This is a genomic window from Streptomyces sp. NPDC085460 (genome assembly GCF_044541975.1).
Lineage (GTDB): Bacteria > Actinomycetota > Actinomycetes > Streptomycetales > Streptomycetaceae > Streptomyces.
This window is the reverse complement of the sequence record NZ_JBITTO010000002.1, coordinates 520174-537273: the sequence shown is the minus strand read 5'-3', so window position 1 is coordinate 537273 and position 17100 is coordinate 520174. Positions and strand designations below refer to the sequence as shown.

Genomic DNA, 17100 nt, shown 5'->3' with positions numbered 1-17100 from the left:
CGGTTAACGACGGTTCACAGTCACCGGGAGGGATCTTAGGTCGGGCGGCGGTTCAGGAGCCAGGGCTCCACGACGCCGAGGCCGCGGACGGAGCGCTGCCACATCGGCTGGAGCGCGAAGCGGTACGCCCGGGGGGTCCGGCCCTCCTTCTCGGCGCGGGCGGCGTCCTCCGCCGCCTCGGCCTCCGACACGGGCACCTCGCCGGTCCTGGTGAGCTCCTCGGCGAAGGCGCTGTCGACCAGGACGGCGTCCTTCGGCGCTATCGACGTGAGCCGGCTCGCGAGGTTCACGGTGGTGCCGAAGACATCGCCCATCCGGGTCGTGACGGTGCCGAAGGCGATGCCGACGCGCAGCGCCGGCATGGTCTCGTCCTGGCTGAGGGTCTCGATCAGGCGGAGCGCGATCTCGGCGGCGATGCCGGCGTCGTCCGCCGCGTACAGCACCTCGTCGCCGAGGGTCTTGATGAGCCGGCCGCCGTGCGCGGCGACCAGGTCGGCGCAGGTGGTCTCGAACGCCTCGACCAGTTCGCCGAGCTCCTCCTCCTCCAGGCGGCGGGTGAGGCGGGTGAAGCCGACGAGGTCGGCGAAGCCCACGGCGAGCCGCCGGTCGACCATCTCCTCGTCGTCGGCGGCCTGCACGACGCGGCCGGTGGCGGCGGCGAGCTGCCGCCGCCACACGTAGATCAGGAACTCCTCCAGTTCCGGGAGGAGCAGCTCGACCAGGGGGTACGTGACCTCGGTGCGGGTCATGCCGGGCTCGGGCGGCTCGGTCAGGCCCTCCAGGAAGGAGTCGATCTGCCATTCGGCCAGCCGGGCGGTGGTCTGCCCGGTGGAGCGGGCGACCTGCACCGCCATGGGCTCGCTGAGCAGCCCCGCCTCGACGAGGCCGGCGAGCCGCCGCAGGGCGAGCACGTCGGCCTCGGTGAGCGCCTTGGCCTGGCCGATGTCGGCGAAGCCCATGGCCCGCCAGAAGCGGGAGGCCAGTTCCATGGAGACGCCGGCGGTGCGGGCGGCCTGGAAGGGGGTGTAGCGGCGGTCGGCGCCGAGGATGAGCTGTTCGAGGCGGATGGCGAGCGGGTCGTCGCTCGGCTCGACCGTGTGGTCGACGGCGTGGTGGGGGGTCGGGTACGCCGAGGTCTCCGCGGCCCCGGCCGCGCCGGACGGGTCGTCGCCCGTGTTCGCGTCGTCGACGGTCACCGGCCGCCTCCTGCCCGTTCCCTGCCGCTGCCCACTGTTCTGCCGATCTGTTCGCCTGGATCGCGCTCCACGATACGACAGGTGTGGGCTGGCTCACGCCGGAACGGCCGGGGGATCGGCCGGTCGCACGCGGGAGGCTCAGCCGGTCGCGCGCGGAAGCCTCAGCCGGTCGCGCGCAGGTGGACGATGTCGCCCGCGCCGACCGCCTCCGTGCCGCCGCCCTCGGTGGCGACGACCAGGCGCCCGTCGCCGTCCAGGGAGACCGCCTCGCCCTCCAGCATCCGCTCGCCCGGCAGGTCGGCGCGGACCCGGTGGCCGAGGGTGGCGCAGCCGGCCGCGTAGGCCGCCTGGACCCCGGACGCCTCGGGGTCGCCGCCGGCCCGCGTCCAGGCGCCGTACCAGTCGGCGAGGGAGCGCAGGACGGCCCGCAGCAGGGTGTCGCGGTCGGTGGAGACGGCGTCGGCGAGGAGGAGGGAGCCGGCGCCGGGGACGGGCAGTTCCTCGGCGCGGAGGGAGACGTTGATGCCGAGGCCGACGACGACGCCGTGCTCGCCGGCCCGCTCGGCGAGGATGCCGCCGGCCTTGCGCTCTTCTCCGTCGACGGTGACCAGGAGGTCGTTGGGCCACTTGAGGGAGACGTCGACGCCCGCGGCCTTGACCAGGCCGGTGGCGGCGGCGACGCCGGTGAGCAGCGGCAGCCAGCCGAGCCGGTGCGCGGGCACGTCCGGCTTGAGCAGGACGGAGAGGAAGAGCCCGGAGCGGGCGGGGGCGCTCCAGGTGCGGTCGAGGCGGCCGCGGCCGGAGGTCTGCTCCTCGGCGACGAGGACGGCGCCCTCGGGCAGTTCGGCGGCGCGCGCGGCGAGGTCGGAGTTGGTGGAGCCGGTGGTGGGGACCACGTCGAGGGAGGTCCACAGGCCGTCCGGGAGGAGCAGTGCCTGGCGCAGCGCGCGGGCGTTGAGCGGGGGTCGGTCGAGGTCGGACCAGGGTCCGCCGGATGCGTGGGAGGACGTCATGCAAGCCAGACTAGGTGTGGGATAGACCGCACTGCGCTGCCGTACGCGCGCCGATACGCTACGGGTCAGTAGGCCGTCAGTAGCCCATTCGCAGTCATCGAACCCCCCGTGACCAGGCAGGGAGCCGCATCCCGATGTCCGAGCCGGCAGAGCAGTACGAGATCGACATTCACACGACCGCGGGCAAGATCGCGGATCTGAGGCGCCGTATCGGCGAGGCCACGCACGCCGGCTCGGAGCGCGCGGTGGAGAAGCAGCACGCGAAGGGCAAGCTGACCGCGCGTGAGCGGATCGCCCTGCTGCTCGACGAGGGCTCCTTCGTGGAGCTGGACGAGCTGGCGCGGCACCGGTCGACCAACTTCGGCCTGGAGAAGAACCGGCCGTACGGCGACGGGGTCGTCACCGGCTACGGCACGGTCGACGGGCGTCCGGTGGCGGTGTTCTCGCAGGACTTCACCGTCTTCGGCGGGGCGCTCGGCGAGACGTACGGGCAGAAGATCATCAAGGTGATGGACTTCGCGCTGAAGACCGGCTGCCCGGTGGTCGGCATCAACGACTCGGGCGGCGCCCGCATCCAGGAGGGTGTGAGCGCGCTCGGCATGTACGGCGAGATCTTCCGCCGCAACACCCACGCGTCGGGGGTGATCCCGCAGATCTCGCTGGTCGTGGGCCCCTGCGCGGGCGGTGCGGTGTACTCCCCCGCGATCACCGACTTCACGGTGATGGTGGACCAGACCTCCCACATGTTCATCACGGGTCCCGACGTCATCAAGACGGTGACCGGCGAGGACGTGGGCTTCGAGGAGCTGGGCGGCGCGCGGACGCACAACGCCACGTCGGGCGTGGCGCACCACCTGGCGGGGGACGAGAAGGACGCCATCGAGTACGTGAAGCAGCTGCTCTCGTACCTGCCGTCGAACAACCTCTCGGAGGCGCCGGCCTTCCCGGAGACGGCGGACACCGAGGTGTCGGGCGAGGACCTGGAGCTCGACGCGCTGATCCCGGACTCGGCGAACCAGCCGTACGACATGCACAAGGTCATCGAGCACGTCGTGGACGACGGCGAGTTCCTGGAGACGCAGGCGCTGTTCGCGCCGAACATCCTGACCGGTTTCGGCCGGGTGGAGGGCTTCCCGGTCGGCATCGTCGCCAACCAGCCGATGCAGTTCGCGGGTTGTCTGGACATCGACGCCTCGGAGAAGGCGGCGCGTTTCGTCCGCACCTGCGACGCGTTCAACGTCCCGGTGCTGACCTTCGTGGACGTGCCGGGCTTCCTGCCGGGCGTGGACCAGGAGTACGGCGGCATCATCCGGCGCGGCGCGAAGCTGATCTACGCGTACGCCGAGGCGACGGTGCCGCTGATCACGGTCATCACGCGCAAGGCGTTCGGCGGCGCGTACGACGTGATGGGCTCCAAGCACCTGGGCGCCGACCTGAACCTGGCGTGGCCGACGGCGCAGATCGCGGTCATGGGCGCGCAGGGCGCGGTGAACATCCTGCACCGGCGGACGATCGCCGAGGCGGAGGCGGCCGGCGAGGATGTCGAGGCGGTGCGGGCGCGGCTGATCCAGGAGTACGAGGACACGCTGCTCAACCCGTACATCGCGGCCGAGCGCGGGTACATCGACGGGGTGATCCTGCCGTCGGAGACCCGGGCCCAGCTCGTGAAGGGGCTGCGTCAGCTGCGGACCAAGCGGGAATCCCTGCCTCCGAAGAAGCACGGCAACATCCCGCTCTAGCCCTCGGGAGGGACAGCACGATGATCAAGGTCGTACGAGGCAACCCGACGCCGGAGGAGCTGGCCGCCGCACTGGCGGTGGTCCAGGCCCGGGCCGCGGCCACGGCGGCGGCGGCCGCGCAGGGCGGCGGCCCGGTGGTACCGGAGGGCTGGTCGGATCCGTCGCGGATCGCGCGCGCGGTACGGCAGCGGCCGGGCCCGCGGGCCTGGGCGCGGTCCTACTGGCCGGTCTAGAGGAGTACGTCGGCGAGGGCCGGACCCCGTGTGCGGGGGGTCCGGCCCTCGTCGTGTGCGGGTGCGGCCTCTCGTGGCGCGGGCGGCCGGTCAGCGGCGGCGGCGCAGCAGGAGCGCGGAGGCGAGGGCGGCCAGGGCGACGAGGGCGGCGTTGACGGCGACGGCGCGGGCGATGCCGTCGGGGAGCGTGGCGGCGGTGACGACGACGGCGCTCATGACCGGGGTCCCGAGGGTGATGCCGATCTGCTGGGTCATGGTGGCGATGCCGGTGGCCATGCCCTGCTCGGAGTCGGGGAGGCCGGAGGTGGCGGTGATCATGAAGCCGACGATGGCGAGCATGTTGCCGACGCCGCCGGCGAAGGTGGCCGCGAGCAGCAGTCCGTAGGTGTTCCGCCCGTCGCCGATGCCGAGCAGGGTGAGGGTGGCGGCGGCCTGGAGGGCGCCGCCGGCGACGAGGGCGGCGCGGGGCGAGAAGCGCCCGGTGAAGCGGGGGGCGAGCAGTCCGCCGAGGACGGTGCCGGCGCCGAGGACGCCGAAGGAGAGGCCGGCGGCGAGCGGGGAGAAGCCGAGCACGTCCTGGAGGTGCAGGGTCATCAGGAAGACCAGCGAGGTCTCGGTGGCGAAGGCGGCGAGCCCGGCGAGGTTGCCCACGACGACGGTGCGGCGCCGCAGGATCCGGAGGGGGACGAGGGGCGCGGCGGAGCGCCGTTCGACGAGGGGGAAGGCGGCGAGGAGGGCGGCGGCCGCGGCGAGCGGGACGAGGGTGCCGGGGGCGGTCCAGCCGTGCTCGCCGGCGCTGGTGAGGCCGAGGACGAGGGCGAGCAGGCCGCCGGTGACGGTGATCGCGCCGGGCACGTCGAGCCGGGGCCGGGTGGCGGGGCGGCTCTCCTTGAGGACGGCGGGGGCGACGAGGAGGACGGCGAGGGCGACGGGCACGTTGATGAGGAAGGCCCAGCGCCAGGAGAGCAGGTCGGTGAGGACGCCGCCGAGGACGGCCCCGGTGGTGAACCCGGCGGACATCAGGGCGCCGTTGAGGCCGAGGGCGCGGGCGCGGAGCGGGCCCTCGGGGAAGGCGGAGGTGAGCAGGGCGAGGCCGGCGGGGGTGACGGCGGCGGTGGCGAGGCCCTGGGCGACGCGGGCGGCCATGAGGAGTTCGGGGGTGGTGGCGAGGCCGCCGGCGAGGGAGGCGGCGCCGAGGACGCCCATGCCGGCGAGGAAGACGCGGCGGCGGCCGAGGAGGTCGGCGAGGCGGCCGAAGAGGAGGGTGAAGCCGGCGGCGGCGAGGGCGAAGGAGGTGGCGATCCACTGGAGGCCGCCGAGGGAGAAGCCGAGTCCTTCGCCGATGACGGGGAGGGCGACGTTCAGGATCGAGAAGTCGACGGCGAGCATGAACTGGGCGACGAGGAGGACGACGAGGACGAGGCGTGTCCTTCCGTCCATGCGGGCGTCCGCGGGAGCGGGCGTCGCCGGGGCGGGGGGAGCGTCGAGGGCAGCCATCACGGGACCCCTTAATGGGAGACTGGTTCCGTTAAGATGAACGAGACCGTAGCAGACCGCACCGCCTTAATGGAACAGGAGACCCGTTTGAGTGAGAGCCCGTCGGCCGTGCCCGGCACCCAGCGCCCCGGAGGCCGTACCGCCAAGGTCCGGCGGGCGGTCCTCGACGCCACCCAGGAAGCCCTCGCCGACGGCGGCTTCCACGGCCTGAACATGGACCGGATCGCCGCCGCCGCGGGCGTCGGCAAGACCACCGTCTACCGCCGCTGGGCCTCGCCCGCCGGCCTGGTCGCCGACCTCCTCCACGACATGGCCGAGCAGTCGCTGCCCGCCGCCGACACCGGCACCCTCGCGGGCGACCTGCGGGCCAACGCCGTCCTCGTCCGGGAGACCCTCGCCGACCCCCGGATGGGCGCCGTCTTCCGCGCCGTCATCGCCGCCGCCGCCTGCGACGAGGAGTGCGCCCGCGCCCTCGGCGGCTTCTACCGGACCCGGCTCACCGAATGGGCGCCCGTCGCCGAGCGGGCCGTGACGCGCGGCGAACTCCCCGCCGGCACCGACCCCCTGGAGCTCCTGCGGGCCGTCTCCGCGCCGCTGTACTACCGCTTCGCCGTCACCCACGAGGAACTGACCGCCGCCGACGCCGAGCGGGCCGCGACGGCCGCCCTGGCCGCCGCGACGGCGGGCGCGTACACGGCCCCGCGCACGGCCTGAGCGCGGGCGCGCCCCGCACCCCGCCCCCGGACGGCCGCGGTGTTGAGTATCCGTACTCAGGCGCCGCGGCCGTCCCGGGAGCAGGATCGGGGCATGCTGTGGTCCGACCCGGAGAACAAGCCGCCGAAGTTCCTGCGCGAGGCGCAGGAGATGCTGCGCAGATCGGGCGTGCTCCTGGCGATGGCCATGGTCGTCCTGATGCTCGCGGTGGGCGCGCGCTGAGTACGCTGCCCCCATGACTGCTGATCGTCCGGGCGGCACGCCCCGCCGGCTCGTCCTCGCCTCCGCCTCCCCCGCCCGGCTCGGCCTGCTCCGCCAGGCCGGCCTCGCCCCCGAGGTGATCGTCAGCGGCGTGGACGAGGACAAGGTCCACGCCCCCACCCCGGCGGAGCTCGCGCTCGCCCTCGCGGAGGCCAAGGCGGCCCACGTCGCCGCCCGCCCCGAGGTCAGCGGCGCGCTGGTGATCGGCTGCGACTCGGTCCTGGAGCTGGACGGACGCGCCCTGGGCAAGCCCGCCGACGCCGCCGAGGCCACCGCCCGGTGGAAGGAGATGCGGGGCAGGGTCGGCATCCTCCAGACCGGACACTGCGTCTACGACACGGCGGCCAAGCGGTACGAGTCGGCGACGGCGGCCACCGTGGTGCGGTTCGGCGAGCCGACGGACGAGGAGGTCGCGGCGTACGTGGCGAGCGGCGAACCGCTGCACGTGGCGGGCGCGTTCACCCTGGACGGCCGGTCCGCGCCGTTCATCGAGGGCATCGACGGCGACCCCGGCAACGTGATCGGCCTGTCGCTGCCGCTGCTGCGCAGGCTCCTGGCCAAGCTGGACGTGGGCATCACCGAGCTCTGGGCCTGAGCCCCCGTCAGGCCGCCGCGACCGCCGCCTCCTCGGGGGCGGCGGGCTCCTTCCCGTACGCCACCAGGGTGAGCACGATCAGGCCGACGACGGTCATCAGGACGGCGAAGGCGGCCCAGCCGATCAGGCCGACCGCGACCGCGCCGAGCACTCCGTGGACGACCGCGCAGCCGATGAGCAGCCCCCGGCCGAGGCGCCCGGGGGCGCGGTCGCGGACGCCCGCGAGGAAGGCGACGAGCGCGCAGAGCGCGAGGGCGAGCCCGGAGCCGATGCCGAGCGCCCAGGTGCCGGTGACCATGTGGTCGGGGTCGAGCCCGTCGAGGGACATCGACTGGGCCTCCACGAAGCGGGCCATGATCGCGTTGAGGCCGACGATCGCGGGCGCCTCCAGGAGGAGGACGACGGCCGTGACGAGTGCGATCGGTCTGCGGGCCACCTCGGCCACCCCCTGAATTCGCTTGTTACCGGCAGTACGGTCGACTGCGCGAAGGCTACTGGCCGGTAAACGCTCGGACAAGAGTGCGGACGGGTTGGCCGAAGGTCGACGGTGCGGCAAAGAATCATTGGTCCATTCGTAGGGACTCCACAAAGAAACCCGAATGGCGACTGGCTCCACGAACAGAGACCTGCGCCACACCTCGGAGCTACTGTGCCGTAAAGAAACCCTGCGTACCGTGGTGCGACAAGGGAATTCACGACCCGAGCGACCGTCGATTCACGCTCCGTGTGGGCAAGCTCACCCTTGGGGACGGGTCGAGGGGCCGTGTCGGCAGTCCCTAAACTCAGCTTGTTTCAAGGAGGGAGCCATCGTGCGCAAGGTGCTCATCGCCAACCGTGGCGAAATCGCTGTTCGTGTCGCCCGTGCCTGCCGGGATGCCGGGATCGCGAGCGTAGCCGTCTACGCCGATCCGGACCGGGACGCCCTGCACGTCCGCGCGGCCGACGAGGCGTTCGCCCTGGGCGGTGACACCCCGGCCACCAGCTACCTGGACATGGCCAAGGTGCTCCAGGCCGCGAAGGACGCCGGCGCGGACGCCGTCCACCCCGGGTACGGCTTCCTGTCCGAGAACGCGGAGTTCGCCCAGGCCGTCCTGGACGCGGGTCTGACCTGGATCGGCCCGCCGCCGCACGCGATCCGCGACCTCGGTGACAAGGTCGCCGCCCGCCACATCGCCCAGCGCGCCGGCGCGCCGCTGGTCGCCGGCACGCCCGACCCGGTCTCCGGCGCGGACGAGGTCGTCGCCTTCGCGAAGGAGCACGGCCTGCCGATCGCGATCAAGGCCGCCTTCGGCGGTGGCGGCCGCGGTCTGAAGGTCGCCCGCACCCTCGAAGAGGTGCCCGAGCTCTACGACTCCGCCGTCCGCGAGGCGGTCGCCGCGTTCGGCCGCGGCGAGTGCTTCGTCGAGCGCTACCTCGACAAGCCGCGGCACGTCGAGACCCAGTGCCTGGCCGACACCCACGGCAACGTGGTCGTCGTCTCCACCCGCGACTGCTCGCTCCAGCGCCGTCACCAGAAGCTCGTCGAGGAGGCCCCGGCGCCGTTCCTGACGGACGAGCAGAACGCCCAGCTGTACTCGGCGTCGAAGGCGATCCTCAAGGAGGCCGGCTACGTCGGCGCCGGCACGGTCGAGTTCCTCGTCGGAATGGACGGCACGATCTCCTTCCTGGAGGTCAACACCCGTCTCCAGGTCGAGCACCCGGTCACCGAAGAGGTCACCGGCATCGACCTGGTGCGCGAGATGTTCCGGATCGCCGACGGCGAGGAGCTCGGTTACGGCGACCCGGCCGTTCGGGGTCACTCCTTCGAGTTCCGTATCAACGGCGAGGACCCGGGCCGGAACTTCCTGCCCGCCCCCGGCACCGTCACCCTGTTCCAGCCGCCGACCGGCCCCGGTGTCCGCCTCGACGCGGGCGTCGAGTCCGGCAGCGTCATCGGCCCGGCGTGGGACTCCCTCCTCGCCAAGCTGATCGTCACCGGCGCCACCCGTGAGCAGGCGCTCCAGCGGGCCGCCCGCGCGCTCGCGGAGTTCAAGGTCGAGGGCATGGCCACCGCCATCCCCTTCCACCAGGCCGCCGTCGTCGACCCCGACTTCACCGCCGACCCCTTCCGGGTCCACACCCGGTGGATCGAGACGGAGTTCGTCAACGAGATCAAGCCGTTCGCCCCGGCCGGTGCCGACGCGGACGAGGACGAGGCGGGCCGCGAGACCATCGTGGTCGAGGTCGGCGGCAAGCGCCTGGAGGTCTCCCTGCCCTCCTCGCTCGGCATGACGCTGGCCCGCACCGGTCTCGCCGCCGGCGCCAAGCCCAAGCGCCGCGCCGCGAAGAAGTCCGGCCCGACCGCCTCCGGCGACACCCTCGCCTCGCCCATGCAGGGCACGATCGTGAAGATCGCGGTCGAGGAGGGCCAGGAGGTCAAGGAGGGCGACCTGATCGTGGTCCTGGAGGCCATGAAGATGGAGCAGCCCCTCAACGCCCACAAGTCGGGCACCGTCACCGGCCTCAGCGCGGAGGTCGGCGCCTCCATCACGTCCGGCGCCGGCATCTGCGAGATCAAGGGCTGACGGCCCGGCAGCTCACGGGAAGGGCCCGCAGGCAGCCGCCTGGGGGCCCTTCTCCGCGTCCGGGGGCGGCGCGGGGAACAGGGACGGGCGGCTCACTGCGTACGGGGGCCTGCGTACGGGCCCGGGGCGGTGCGGGGGAACCGGGTTCAGCGGCGGCGCAGGTCCGCGACGCGGGCCGTGCGCTCCAGGGGCTCGGCGCCCAGACCGGGGCCGGGGCCCCTGAACTGGCCTCCGGGCATCCTGCCGCCGCGCTGGACGGGGAGCGGCATGTCCCGGCGGCCCCGGACGCCCGGGGGCAGCTGCTCGGGGGCGGGGACGGCGCTCTGGCCGGTGCCGGCCACGGCGATCTGCACGCCCTGGTCGGCGAGGGCCTGGAGCTCTCCGGCGGCCCGCTCGTCGTGCGGCGGGGGCTCGTCGGTGACCAGCCGGGTGATCACGTCCGTCGGCACCGTCTGGAACATGGTGTCGGTGCCCAGCTTGGTGTGGTCGGCGAGGACCACGACCTCGGCCGCCGCCTGCACCAGCGCCCGGTCCACGCTCGCGGAGAGCATGTTGGAGGTGGAGAGGCCGCGCTCGGCGGTGAGCCCGCTGCCGGAGAGGAAGGCCCGGGAGACCCGCAGCCCCTGGAGCGACTGCTCGGCCCCGCTGCCCACCAGCGCGTAGTTGGAGCCGCGCAGGGTGCCGCCGGTCATGACGACCTCGACCCGGTTGGCGTGCGCCAGGGCCTGGGCGACGAGCAGCGAGTTGGTGACCACCGTGAGGCCGGGCACCCGGGCGAGCCGGCGGGCCAGCTCCTGGGTGGTGGTCCCGGCGCCGACGACGATCGCCTCGCCCTCTTCGACCAGGCTCGCGGCGACGTCGGCGATGGCCGTCTTCTCCGCGGTCGCGAGATGGGATTTCTGCGGGAAGCCGGATTCTCGCGTGAATCCGCCCGGCAACACCGCACCGCCGTGCCGGCGGTCGAGGAGTCCTTCTGCCTCCAGCGCCCGTACGTCACGGCGCACGGTCACTTCGGAGGTCTGGACGACGCGGGCGAGCTCGCGGAGCGACACGGCCCCATTGGCTCGCACCATTTCGAGGATCAACTGGCGACGTTCTGCAGCGAACACGAAACTGACAGTAACGTGCGTCGCCGTTGCTTTTCAGCACTATGGGCCGGATTGCGGAAGATGCACACAGGCGGGGCCCCCAAGTGGTATGGGGAGCCCCGCCATTGATCCGTTTTGTGCCCCGGCTATGCCCCGTCTTGCCGGGGGTTGTCCGAGTCGGCGAACCGTTCCCGCAGGCGGGGGCGGTGATCGGCTCCAGGCTCAGCGGGCGGTCAGCCCTCGCCCGAGGTCTTTCGGGTGTGCAACTGCCGTGCCACTTCCGCGATCGAGCCCGACAGGGAGGGGTACACGGTGAAAGCATTTGCGATCTGTTCGACCGTCAGATTGTTGTCGACCGCGATCGAGATCGGGTGGATCAGCTCGCTCGCCCGGGGGGCGACGACACAGCCGCCGACCACGATGCCGGTGCCGGGACGGCAGAAGATCTTCACGAAGCCGTCCCGGATGCCCTGCATCTTGGCGCGCGGGTTGCGCAGCAGCGGCAGCTTGACGACCTTGGCGTCGATCTTGCCGGCGTCGACGTCGGCCTGGGTGTAGCCGACGGTGGCGATCTCGGGGTCGGTGAAGACGTTCGAGGAGACCGTCTTCAGGTTGAGCGGGGTCACCGCGTCGCCGAGGAAGTGGTACATCGCGATCCGGCCCTGCATGGCGGCGACCGAGGCGAGCGCGAAGATCCCGGTGACGTCGCCGGCCGCGTACACGCCGGGGGCGGAGGTGCGGGAGACCCGGTCGGTCCAGATGTGCCCGGAGTCCTTGAGCCGGACCCCGGCCTCCTCCAGGCCCATGCCGGCGGAGTTCGGGATGGCGCCGACGGCCATCAGGCAGTGGGTGCCGGAGATGACCCGGCCGTCGGAGAGGGTGACCTCGACGCGGTCGCCGACCCGCTTGGCGGACTCGGCGCGCGAGCGGGCCATGACGTTCATGCCGCGGCGGCGGAAGACGTCCTCCAGGACGGCGGCGGCGTCCGGGTCCTCGCCGGGCAGCACGCGGTCGCGGGAGGAGACGAGCGTGACCCGGGAGCCGAGCGCCTGGTAGGCGCCGGCGAACTCGGCGCCGGTGACACCGGAACCGACGACGATGAGCTCCTCCGGGAGCTCCTTCAGGTCGTAGACCTGGGTCCAGTTCAGGATCCGCTCGCCGTCCGGCTTGGCGTCGGCCAGCTCGCGCGGGTGGCCGCCGGTCGCGATCAGCACGGCGTCGGCGGTCAGCGTCTCCTCGGTGCCGTCGGCCGCCGTCACGATCACCTGGCGGGAGCCGTCGACGGCCTGCCGGCCGGAGAGCCGGCCGCGACCGCGCAGCACCCGGGCGCCCGCCCGGGTGACGGAGGCGGTGATGTCGTGCGACTGGGCCAGCGCGAGCCGCTTCACCCGTCGGTTGACCTTGCCGAGGTCCACGCCGACGACGCGGGCGGCCTGCTCGACGTGCGGGGTGTCGTCCGCGACGATGATGCCCAGCTCCTCGTAGGAGGAGTCGAAGGTGGTCATCACCTCCGCCGTGGCGATCAGGGTCTTGGAGGGGACGCAGTCGGTCAGGACGGACGCGCCGCCGAGGCCGTCGCAGTCGACGACGGTCACCTCCGCGCCGAGCTGGGCGCCCACCAGGGCAGCCTCGTATCCGCCGGGTCCGCCGCCGATGATCACGATCCGGGTCACTGGGATCTACGCCTCGCGCTCTCGTTCTGCCGGGGGTGTGCGGCCCCCGTGGGCTGCAGTGCGTACGCCATTGTCCCGCACGCCTCACGTGCGTACCCCATTCTCCCGTACGGCGCCCGGTCCCTCGCGCCGGGGCGGGGTAAAGCCGGGAGAAGCCGGAAAAGGCCCGGTCCGACCGCCGCGCCAGCGCCCGTGCGGCCCCCACCTCGGCGTTCGCCGGATACCAGGGTCACTCCCGTACCCTCGGTCCCATGTCGCTCTACGCCGCCTACGCCGGCAACCTCGACGCGCGGCTGATGAGCCGCCGCGCCCCGCACTCCCCACTGCGCGGCACCGGCTGGCTGAACGGCTGGCGGCTCACCTTCGGCGGCGAGCAGATGGGCTGGGAGGGGGCGCTGGCCACCCTCGTCGAGGCCCCGCGCCAGCAGGTCTTCGTGGCGCTGTACGACATCGCCCCGATGGACGAGGACTCCATGGACCGCTGGGAGGGCGTCGGGCTCGACATCTACCGGCGGATGCGGGTCCGGGTGCACACCCTCGACGGCGAGGAGGCGGCCTGGGTGTACGTGCTCAACGCGTACGAGGGCGGGCTGCCGTCCGCCCGCTACCTGGGCGAGGTCGCCGACGCGGCGGAGTCGGCGGGCGCGCCGCACGACTACGTGATGGAGATCCGCAAGCGGCCCTGCTGAGGCCGGCGCCGAGGCCCCGCCCGGGCGTTTTCGTCGGAAACGACAAGACAACGATCGCATGTCCGTCCGCGCCGTCATCTACGCGCGTAGGCATTCTCGGGCTAGGCTTCTTCGCGAACGAATTCCGTCCGGGGTCACCTCCCTCGGACCCCCCTCCCCGAGGCGAGAAGAGCCAGTGAACGCTACTGCCACCCCGTACGAGGCCGCCGAGGCCGCGGCCGCGCGTCTGCGCGAGCTGACCGGAGTCGAGAACCACGACGTCGCCCTGGTCATGGGCTCCGGCTGGGCCCCGGCCGTGGACGCCCTCGGCGCCCCCGAGGCCGAGTTCCCCGTCACCGAGCTCCCGGGCTTCCCGCCGCCGGCCGTCGAGGGCCACGGCGGCAAGGTCCGCTCGTACAAGATCGGCGACAAGCGCGCCCTGGTCTTCCTCGGCCGCACCCACTTCTACGAGGGCCGCGGGGTCGCCTCCGTCGCCCACGGCGTCCGCACCGCGGTCGCCGCCGGCGTGAAGACCGTCGTCCTGACCAACGGCTGCGGCGGTCTGCGCGAGGGCATGCGCCCCGGCCAGCCGGTCCTCATCAGCGACCACATCAACCTCACCGCCGCCTCCCCGATCGTCGGCGCGAACTTCGTCGACCTCACCGACCTGTACTCGCCGCGGCTGCGCGCGCTGTGCAAGGAGGTCGACGAGACGCTGGAGGAGGGCGTCTACGTCCAGTTCCCCGGCCCGCACTACGAGACCCCCGCCGAGATCAACATGGTCCGCGTCATGGGCGGCGACCTCGTCGGCATGTCCACCGTCCTGGAGGCCATCGCCGCGCGCGAGGCCGGCGCGGAGGTCCTCGGCATCTCCCTCGTCACCAACCTCGCCGCGGGGCTCTCGGGCGAGCCGCTCAACCACGAGGAGGTCCTCCAGGCGGGGAAGGACTCGGCGGCGCGGATGGGCGAACTGCTGACGCGGGTCCTCGACCGGATCTGAGGTCGCCGCGGGGGCGGAACGGGCGGGGGCGGGCCGCTGCGCGGGGCTTCTTCCCCACCCCGCCCCTTCCCGTCACCGGGGCTCCGCCCCGGACCCCGCGCCTCAAACGCCGGCGGGGCTGAAATTCAGCCCAGGGAAAGGCTCCGCGCAGCGGCCACACCCGCGCCCCGCACCCGCCCGCACCCACGCACGCACGCACCACACACCCGCCCCCACCCCGCCCGCAGACGAAAGGCGCATCACCGTGACGCAGGACGAACTCCTCGCCCGGGCCCAGGCGTGGCTCGCCGAGGATCCCGACCCCGAGACCCGCGAGGAGCTCGGCGCGCTCCTCGACCGGGGGGACACCGACGAGCTGACCGTCCGGTTCGCCGGGACGCTCCAGTTCGGCACCGCGGGGCTCCGCGGCGAGCTGGGCGCCGGGCCCATGCGGATGAACCGGGCCGTGGTGATCCGGGCCGCCGCCGGCCTCGCCGCGTACCTGAAGAAGGAGGGGCAGGCCGGCGGTCTGGTCGTCATCGGCTACGACGCCCGCTACAAGTCCGCCGACTTCGCCCGCGACACCGCCGCCGTGATGACGGGCGCCGGGCTCCGCGCCGCGCTGCTGCCGCGTCCGCTGCCGACGCCGGTCCTGGCGTACGCCATAAGGCACCTGGGCGCCGTCGCCGGTGTCGAGGTGACGGCGAGCCACAACCCGCCGCGCGACAACGGCTACAAGGTGTACCTGGGCGACGGCTCGCAGATCGTGCCCCCGGCGGACGCCGGGATCGCGGCCGAGATCGCCGCCGTCCGGGCGCTGGCCGACGTGCCGCGGCCCGAGGACGGCTGGGAGACGCTCGGCGACGAGGTCCTGGAGGCGTACCTGGCCCGGACCGACGCCGTGCTGACCCCCGGCTCGCCGCGGACCGCGCGGACCGTCTACACGGCCATGCACGGCGTCGGGAAGGACGTCCTGACGGCGGCCTTCGCACGGCACGGCTTCCCGCCGCCGGCGCTCGTCGCGGCGCAGGCCGAGCCGGACCCGGCGTTCCCGACGGTCGCGTTCCCGAACCCGGAGGAGCCGGGCGCCATGGACCTCGCCTTCGAGGCGGCCCGGGCCGTGGACCCCGACATCGTCATCGCCAACGACCCGGACGCCGACCGCTGCGCCGTCGCCGTGCCGGACGCCTCCGCCGAGGGCGGCTGGCGGATGCTCCGCGGCGACGAGGTCGGCGCGCTGCTCGCCGCGCACCTGGTGCGCAAGGGCGCCACCGGCGTCTTCGCCGAGTCGATCGTGTCGTCCTCGCTGCTCGGGCGGATCGCCGAGGCGGCCGGGGTCGGGTACGAGGAGACGCTGACCGGCTTCAAGTGGATCGCCCGGGTGGACGGTCTGCGGTACGGGTACGAGGAGGCGCTCGGCTACTGCGTGGACCCGGAGGGCGTCCGCGACAAGGACGGCATCACGGCGGCGCTGCTCGTCGCGGAGCTGGCCTCGGAGCTGAAGGAGGAGGGCCGGACGCTGACCGACCTGCTCGACGACCTGGCGGTGGCGCACGGGCTGCACGCCACGGACCAGCTGTCGGTGCGGGTGGAGGACCTGACGGTCATCGCCGACGCGATGGCGGCGCTGCGCGAGAAGCCCCCGGTGCGGCTCGCGGGCCTCCCGGTCGTCTCGGCGGAGGACCTGACGAAGGGCACGGAGTCGCTGCCGCCGACGGACGGTCTGCGGTACCACCTGGACGGCGCGTACAAGGCGCGGGTGATCGTCCGCCCGTCGGGCACGGAGCCCAAGCTGAAGTGCTACCTGGAGGTCGTGGTCCCGGTCGCCGACGCGAGCGGTCTGGCCGCGGCGCGGGCGACGGGCACCGAGGTGCTGGGCGCGCTGAAGAAGGACCTGGCGGCGGCCGCGGGGCTGTGAGCAGGGCGTGAGTGGGCGAAGGGCCGGTACGGGAGTTCCGTACCGGCCCTTCGTCGTACCGTGCCGGTACGGGACTCCCGTACCGGCCCTTCGCCGATCGTTCCGGCCGCCCTACCCGAAGCGGCCGTTGACGTAGTCGGCCGTGCGCGGGTCGGCCGGCGCGCCGAACATCCGGTCCGTGGGGCCGTGTTCGACGATGACGCCGGGCGTGCCCAGTTCGGCGAGGAAGAAGGCGCAGGAGTCGGAGACCCGGGCGGCCTGCTGCATGTTGTGGGTGACGATCACGATCGTCACGTCGGACTTGAGCTCGGCGATGGTCTCCTCGACGCGCCGGGTGGAGGTCGGGTCGAGGGCCGAGCAGGGCTCGTCCATGAGGAGCACCCGGGGGCGGACGGCGAGCGCGCGGGCGATGCAGAGGCGCTGCTGCTGGCCGCCGGAGAGGGCGCCGCCGGGCTGGCGGAGCCGGTCCTTGACCTCGTTCCAGAGTCCGGCGCGGGTGAGGCACTCCTCGACGAGGGCGTCCTTCTCGTCGCGGCCGGCCCGGACGCCGCCGAGCTTGAGGCCGGCGAGGACGTTCTCGTACAGGGACATCGCGGGGAACGGGTTGGGCTTCTGGAAGACCATGCCGATCTCGCGGCGGGCGTGGGTGATGCGGCGGCCCCGGTCGTAGATGTCGGCGCCGTCGAGGAGGACGCGGCCGGAGAGGGCGGCGGAGCCGATGAGTTCGTGCATCCGGTTGAGGATGCGGAGGAAGGTGGACTTGCCGCAGCCGGAGGGGCCGATGAGGGCGGTCACCTCGTGGGCGGGCATGGCGAGCGAGACCCGGTCGAGGACCTTGCGGTCGCCGAACCAGGCGGAGACGGCCTCGGCGTCGAGCGCGCCGGCGCGGCCGGTCCGGCCGGCCGTCGGCTTCGCGCCGGGGACCGGCGGCAGGGGGGCGGTGTCGGCGAGCGTGTCGGTCA

16 protein-coding genes are annotated in these 17100 nt (G+C 73.3%); 9 read left to right on the top strand and 7 right to left on the bottom strand.

The features are described from left to right. Positions 1–35: 35 nt before the first annotated feature. Together ACIGHB_RS06715 and ACIGHB_RS06710 are read right to left on the bottom strand one after the other, a co-directional pair. Positions 36–1196, bottom strand: coding sequence for an adenylate/guanylate cyclase domain-containing protein (locus ACIGHB_RS06715; RefSeq protein WP_360310869.1), 1161 nt, complete (start codon positions 1194–1196; stop codon positions 36–38). Positions 1197–1357: 161 nt separating this feature from the next. Next, positions 1358–2209 carry a biotin--[acetyl-CoA-carboxylase] ligase gene (locus ACIGHB_RS06710; RefSeq protein WP_360310871.1) on the bottom strand — a complete coding sequence of 284 codons (852 nt, stop codon included), beginning with the start codon at positions 2207–2209 and terminating at the stop codon, positions 1358–1360. Positions 2210–2343: 134 nt separating this feature from the next. Here ACIGHB_RS06710 and ACIGHB_RS06705 point away from each other — a divergent pair, with 134 nt between their 5' ends. Together ACIGHB_RS06705 and ACIGHB_RS06700 are read left to right on the top strand one after the other, a co-directional pair. Continuing rightward, positions 2344–3948, top strand: a complete 1605-nt coding sequence (locus ACIGHB_RS06705) for an acyl-CoA carboxylase subunit beta (protein ID WP_399910076.1) — start codon at positions 2344–2346, stop codon at positions 3946–3948. Positions 3949–3968: 20 nt separating this feature from the next. Continuing rightward, the gene (locus ACIGHB_RS06700) at positions 3969–4181 is read left to right on the top strand and encodes an acyl-CoA carboxylase epsilon subunit (RefSeq protein ID WP_360310875.1); all 213 of its coding nucleotides are present in this window, start codon (positions 3969–3971) and stop codon (positions 4179–4181) included. A 90-nt stretch (positions 4182–4271) separates the two neighbouring features. Here the strand turns inward: ACIGHB_RS06700 and ACIGHB_RS06695 are convergent, their stop codons facing one another. After that, positions 4272–5678: an MFS transporter gene (locus ACIGHB_RS06695; RefSeq protein WP_360310877.1), complete on the bottom strand. Its 1407-nt coding sequence runs from the start codon at positions 5676–5678 to the stop codon at positions 4272–4274. A gap of 36 nt (positions 5679–5714) precedes the next feature. On the opposite strand from ACIGHB_RS06695, the gene ACIGHB_RS06690 reads away from it, so the two are divergent. The 3 genes from ACIGHB_RS06690 (at position 5715) to ACIGHB_RS06680 (ending at position 7248) form a co-directional block, all read left to right on the top strand. Continuing rightward, positions 5715–6392 (top strand): TetR/AcrR family transcriptional regulator, encoded by a 678-nt coding sequence (locus tag ACIGHB_RS06690; RefSeq protein ID WP_399910072.1) that lies wholly within the window; start codon positions 5715–5717, stop codon positions 6390–6392. A gap of 93 nt (positions 6393–6485) precedes the next feature. Further along, positions 6486–6614, top strand: a complete 129-nt coding sequence (gene mmpB, locus ACIGHB_RS06685; protein WP_360310879.1) for a morphogenic membrane protein MmpB — start codon at positions 6486–6488, stop codon at positions 6612–6614. Between the two features lie 13 nt (positions 6615–6627). Further along, entirely contained in the window at positions 6628–7248 is a 621-nt protein-coding gene (locus tag ACIGHB_RS06680; RefSeq protein ID WP_360310881.1) for a nucleoside triphosphate pyrophosphatase, read from the top strand. 7 nt (positions 7249–7255) lie between these two features. Here the strand turns inward: ACIGHB_RS06680 and ACIGHB_RS06675 are convergent, their stop codons facing one another. Then, a complete protein-coding gene (locus ACIGHB_RS06675) occupies positions 7256–7693 on the bottom strand; it encodes a hypothetical protein (protein ID WP_360310883.1) in 438 nt (145 codons plus the stop codon). A 364-nt stretch (positions 7694–8057) separates the two neighbouring features. On the opposite strand from ACIGHB_RS06675, the gene ACIGHB_RS06670 reads away from it, so the two are divergent. Continuing rightward, positions 8058–9812 (top strand): biotin carboxylase N-terminal domain-containing protein, encoded by a 1755-nt coding sequence (locus ACIGHB_RS06670; protein WP_360310885.1) that lies wholly within the window; start codon positions 8058–8060, stop codon positions 9810–9812. A 146-nt stretch (positions 9813–9958) separates the two neighbouring features. Here ACIGHB_RS06670 and ACIGHB_RS06665 read toward each other — a convergent pair whose 3' ends face one another. Both ACIGHB_RS06665 and ACIGHB_RS06660 read right to left on the bottom strand, forming a co-directional pair. After that, positions 9959–10885, bottom strand: a complete 927-nt coding sequence (locus ACIGHB_RS06665; protein WP_388865988.1) for a DeoR/GlpR family DNA-binding transcription regulator — start codon at positions 10883–10885, stop codon at positions 9959–9961. A 248-nt stretch (positions 10886–11133) separates the two neighbouring features. Beyond that, a complete protein-coding gene (locus ACIGHB_RS06660) occupies positions 11134–12573 on the bottom strand; it encodes an NAD(P)H-quinone dehydrogenase (RefSeq protein ID WP_360310889.1) in 1440 nt (479 codons plus the stop codon). A gap of 251 nt (positions 12574–12824) precedes the next feature. Here ACIGHB_RS06660 and ACIGHB_RS06655 point away from each other — a divergent pair, with 251 nt between their 5' ends. The 3 genes from ACIGHB_RS06655 (at position 12825) to ACIGHB_RS06645 (ending at position 16138) form a co-directional block, all read left to right on the top strand. Beyond that, entirely contained in the window at positions 12825–13262 is a 438-nt protein-coding gene (locus tag ACIGHB_RS06655) for a gamma-glutamylcyclotransferase (RefSeq protein ID WP_189847237.1), read from the top strand. A gap of 175 nt (positions 13263–13437) precedes the next feature. Beyond that, positions 13438–14241: a purine-nucleoside phosphorylase gene (locus ACIGHB_RS06650; protein WP_360310891.1), complete on the top strand. Its 804-nt coding sequence runs from the start codon at positions 13438–13440 to the stop codon at positions 14239–14241. 244 nt (positions 14242–14485) lie between these two features. Then, on the top strand, positions 14486–16138 hold the full coding sequence (locus ACIGHB_RS06645; protein WP_399910066.1) for a phospho-sugar mutase: 1653 nt from the start codon (positions 14486–14488) through the stop codon (positions 16136–16138). A gap of 111 nt (positions 16139–16249) precedes the next feature. Here the strand turns inward: ACIGHB_RS06645 and ACIGHB_RS06640 are convergent, their stop codons facing one another. Beyond that, positions 16250–17071 carry a phosphate ABC transporter ATP-binding protein gene (locus tag ACIGHB_RS06640; protein ID WP_399910459.1) on the bottom strand — a complete coding sequence of 274 codons (822 nt, stop codon included), beginning with the start codon at positions 17069–17071 and terminating at the stop codon, positions 16250–16252. Positions 17072–17100: the final 29 nt, after the last annotated feature.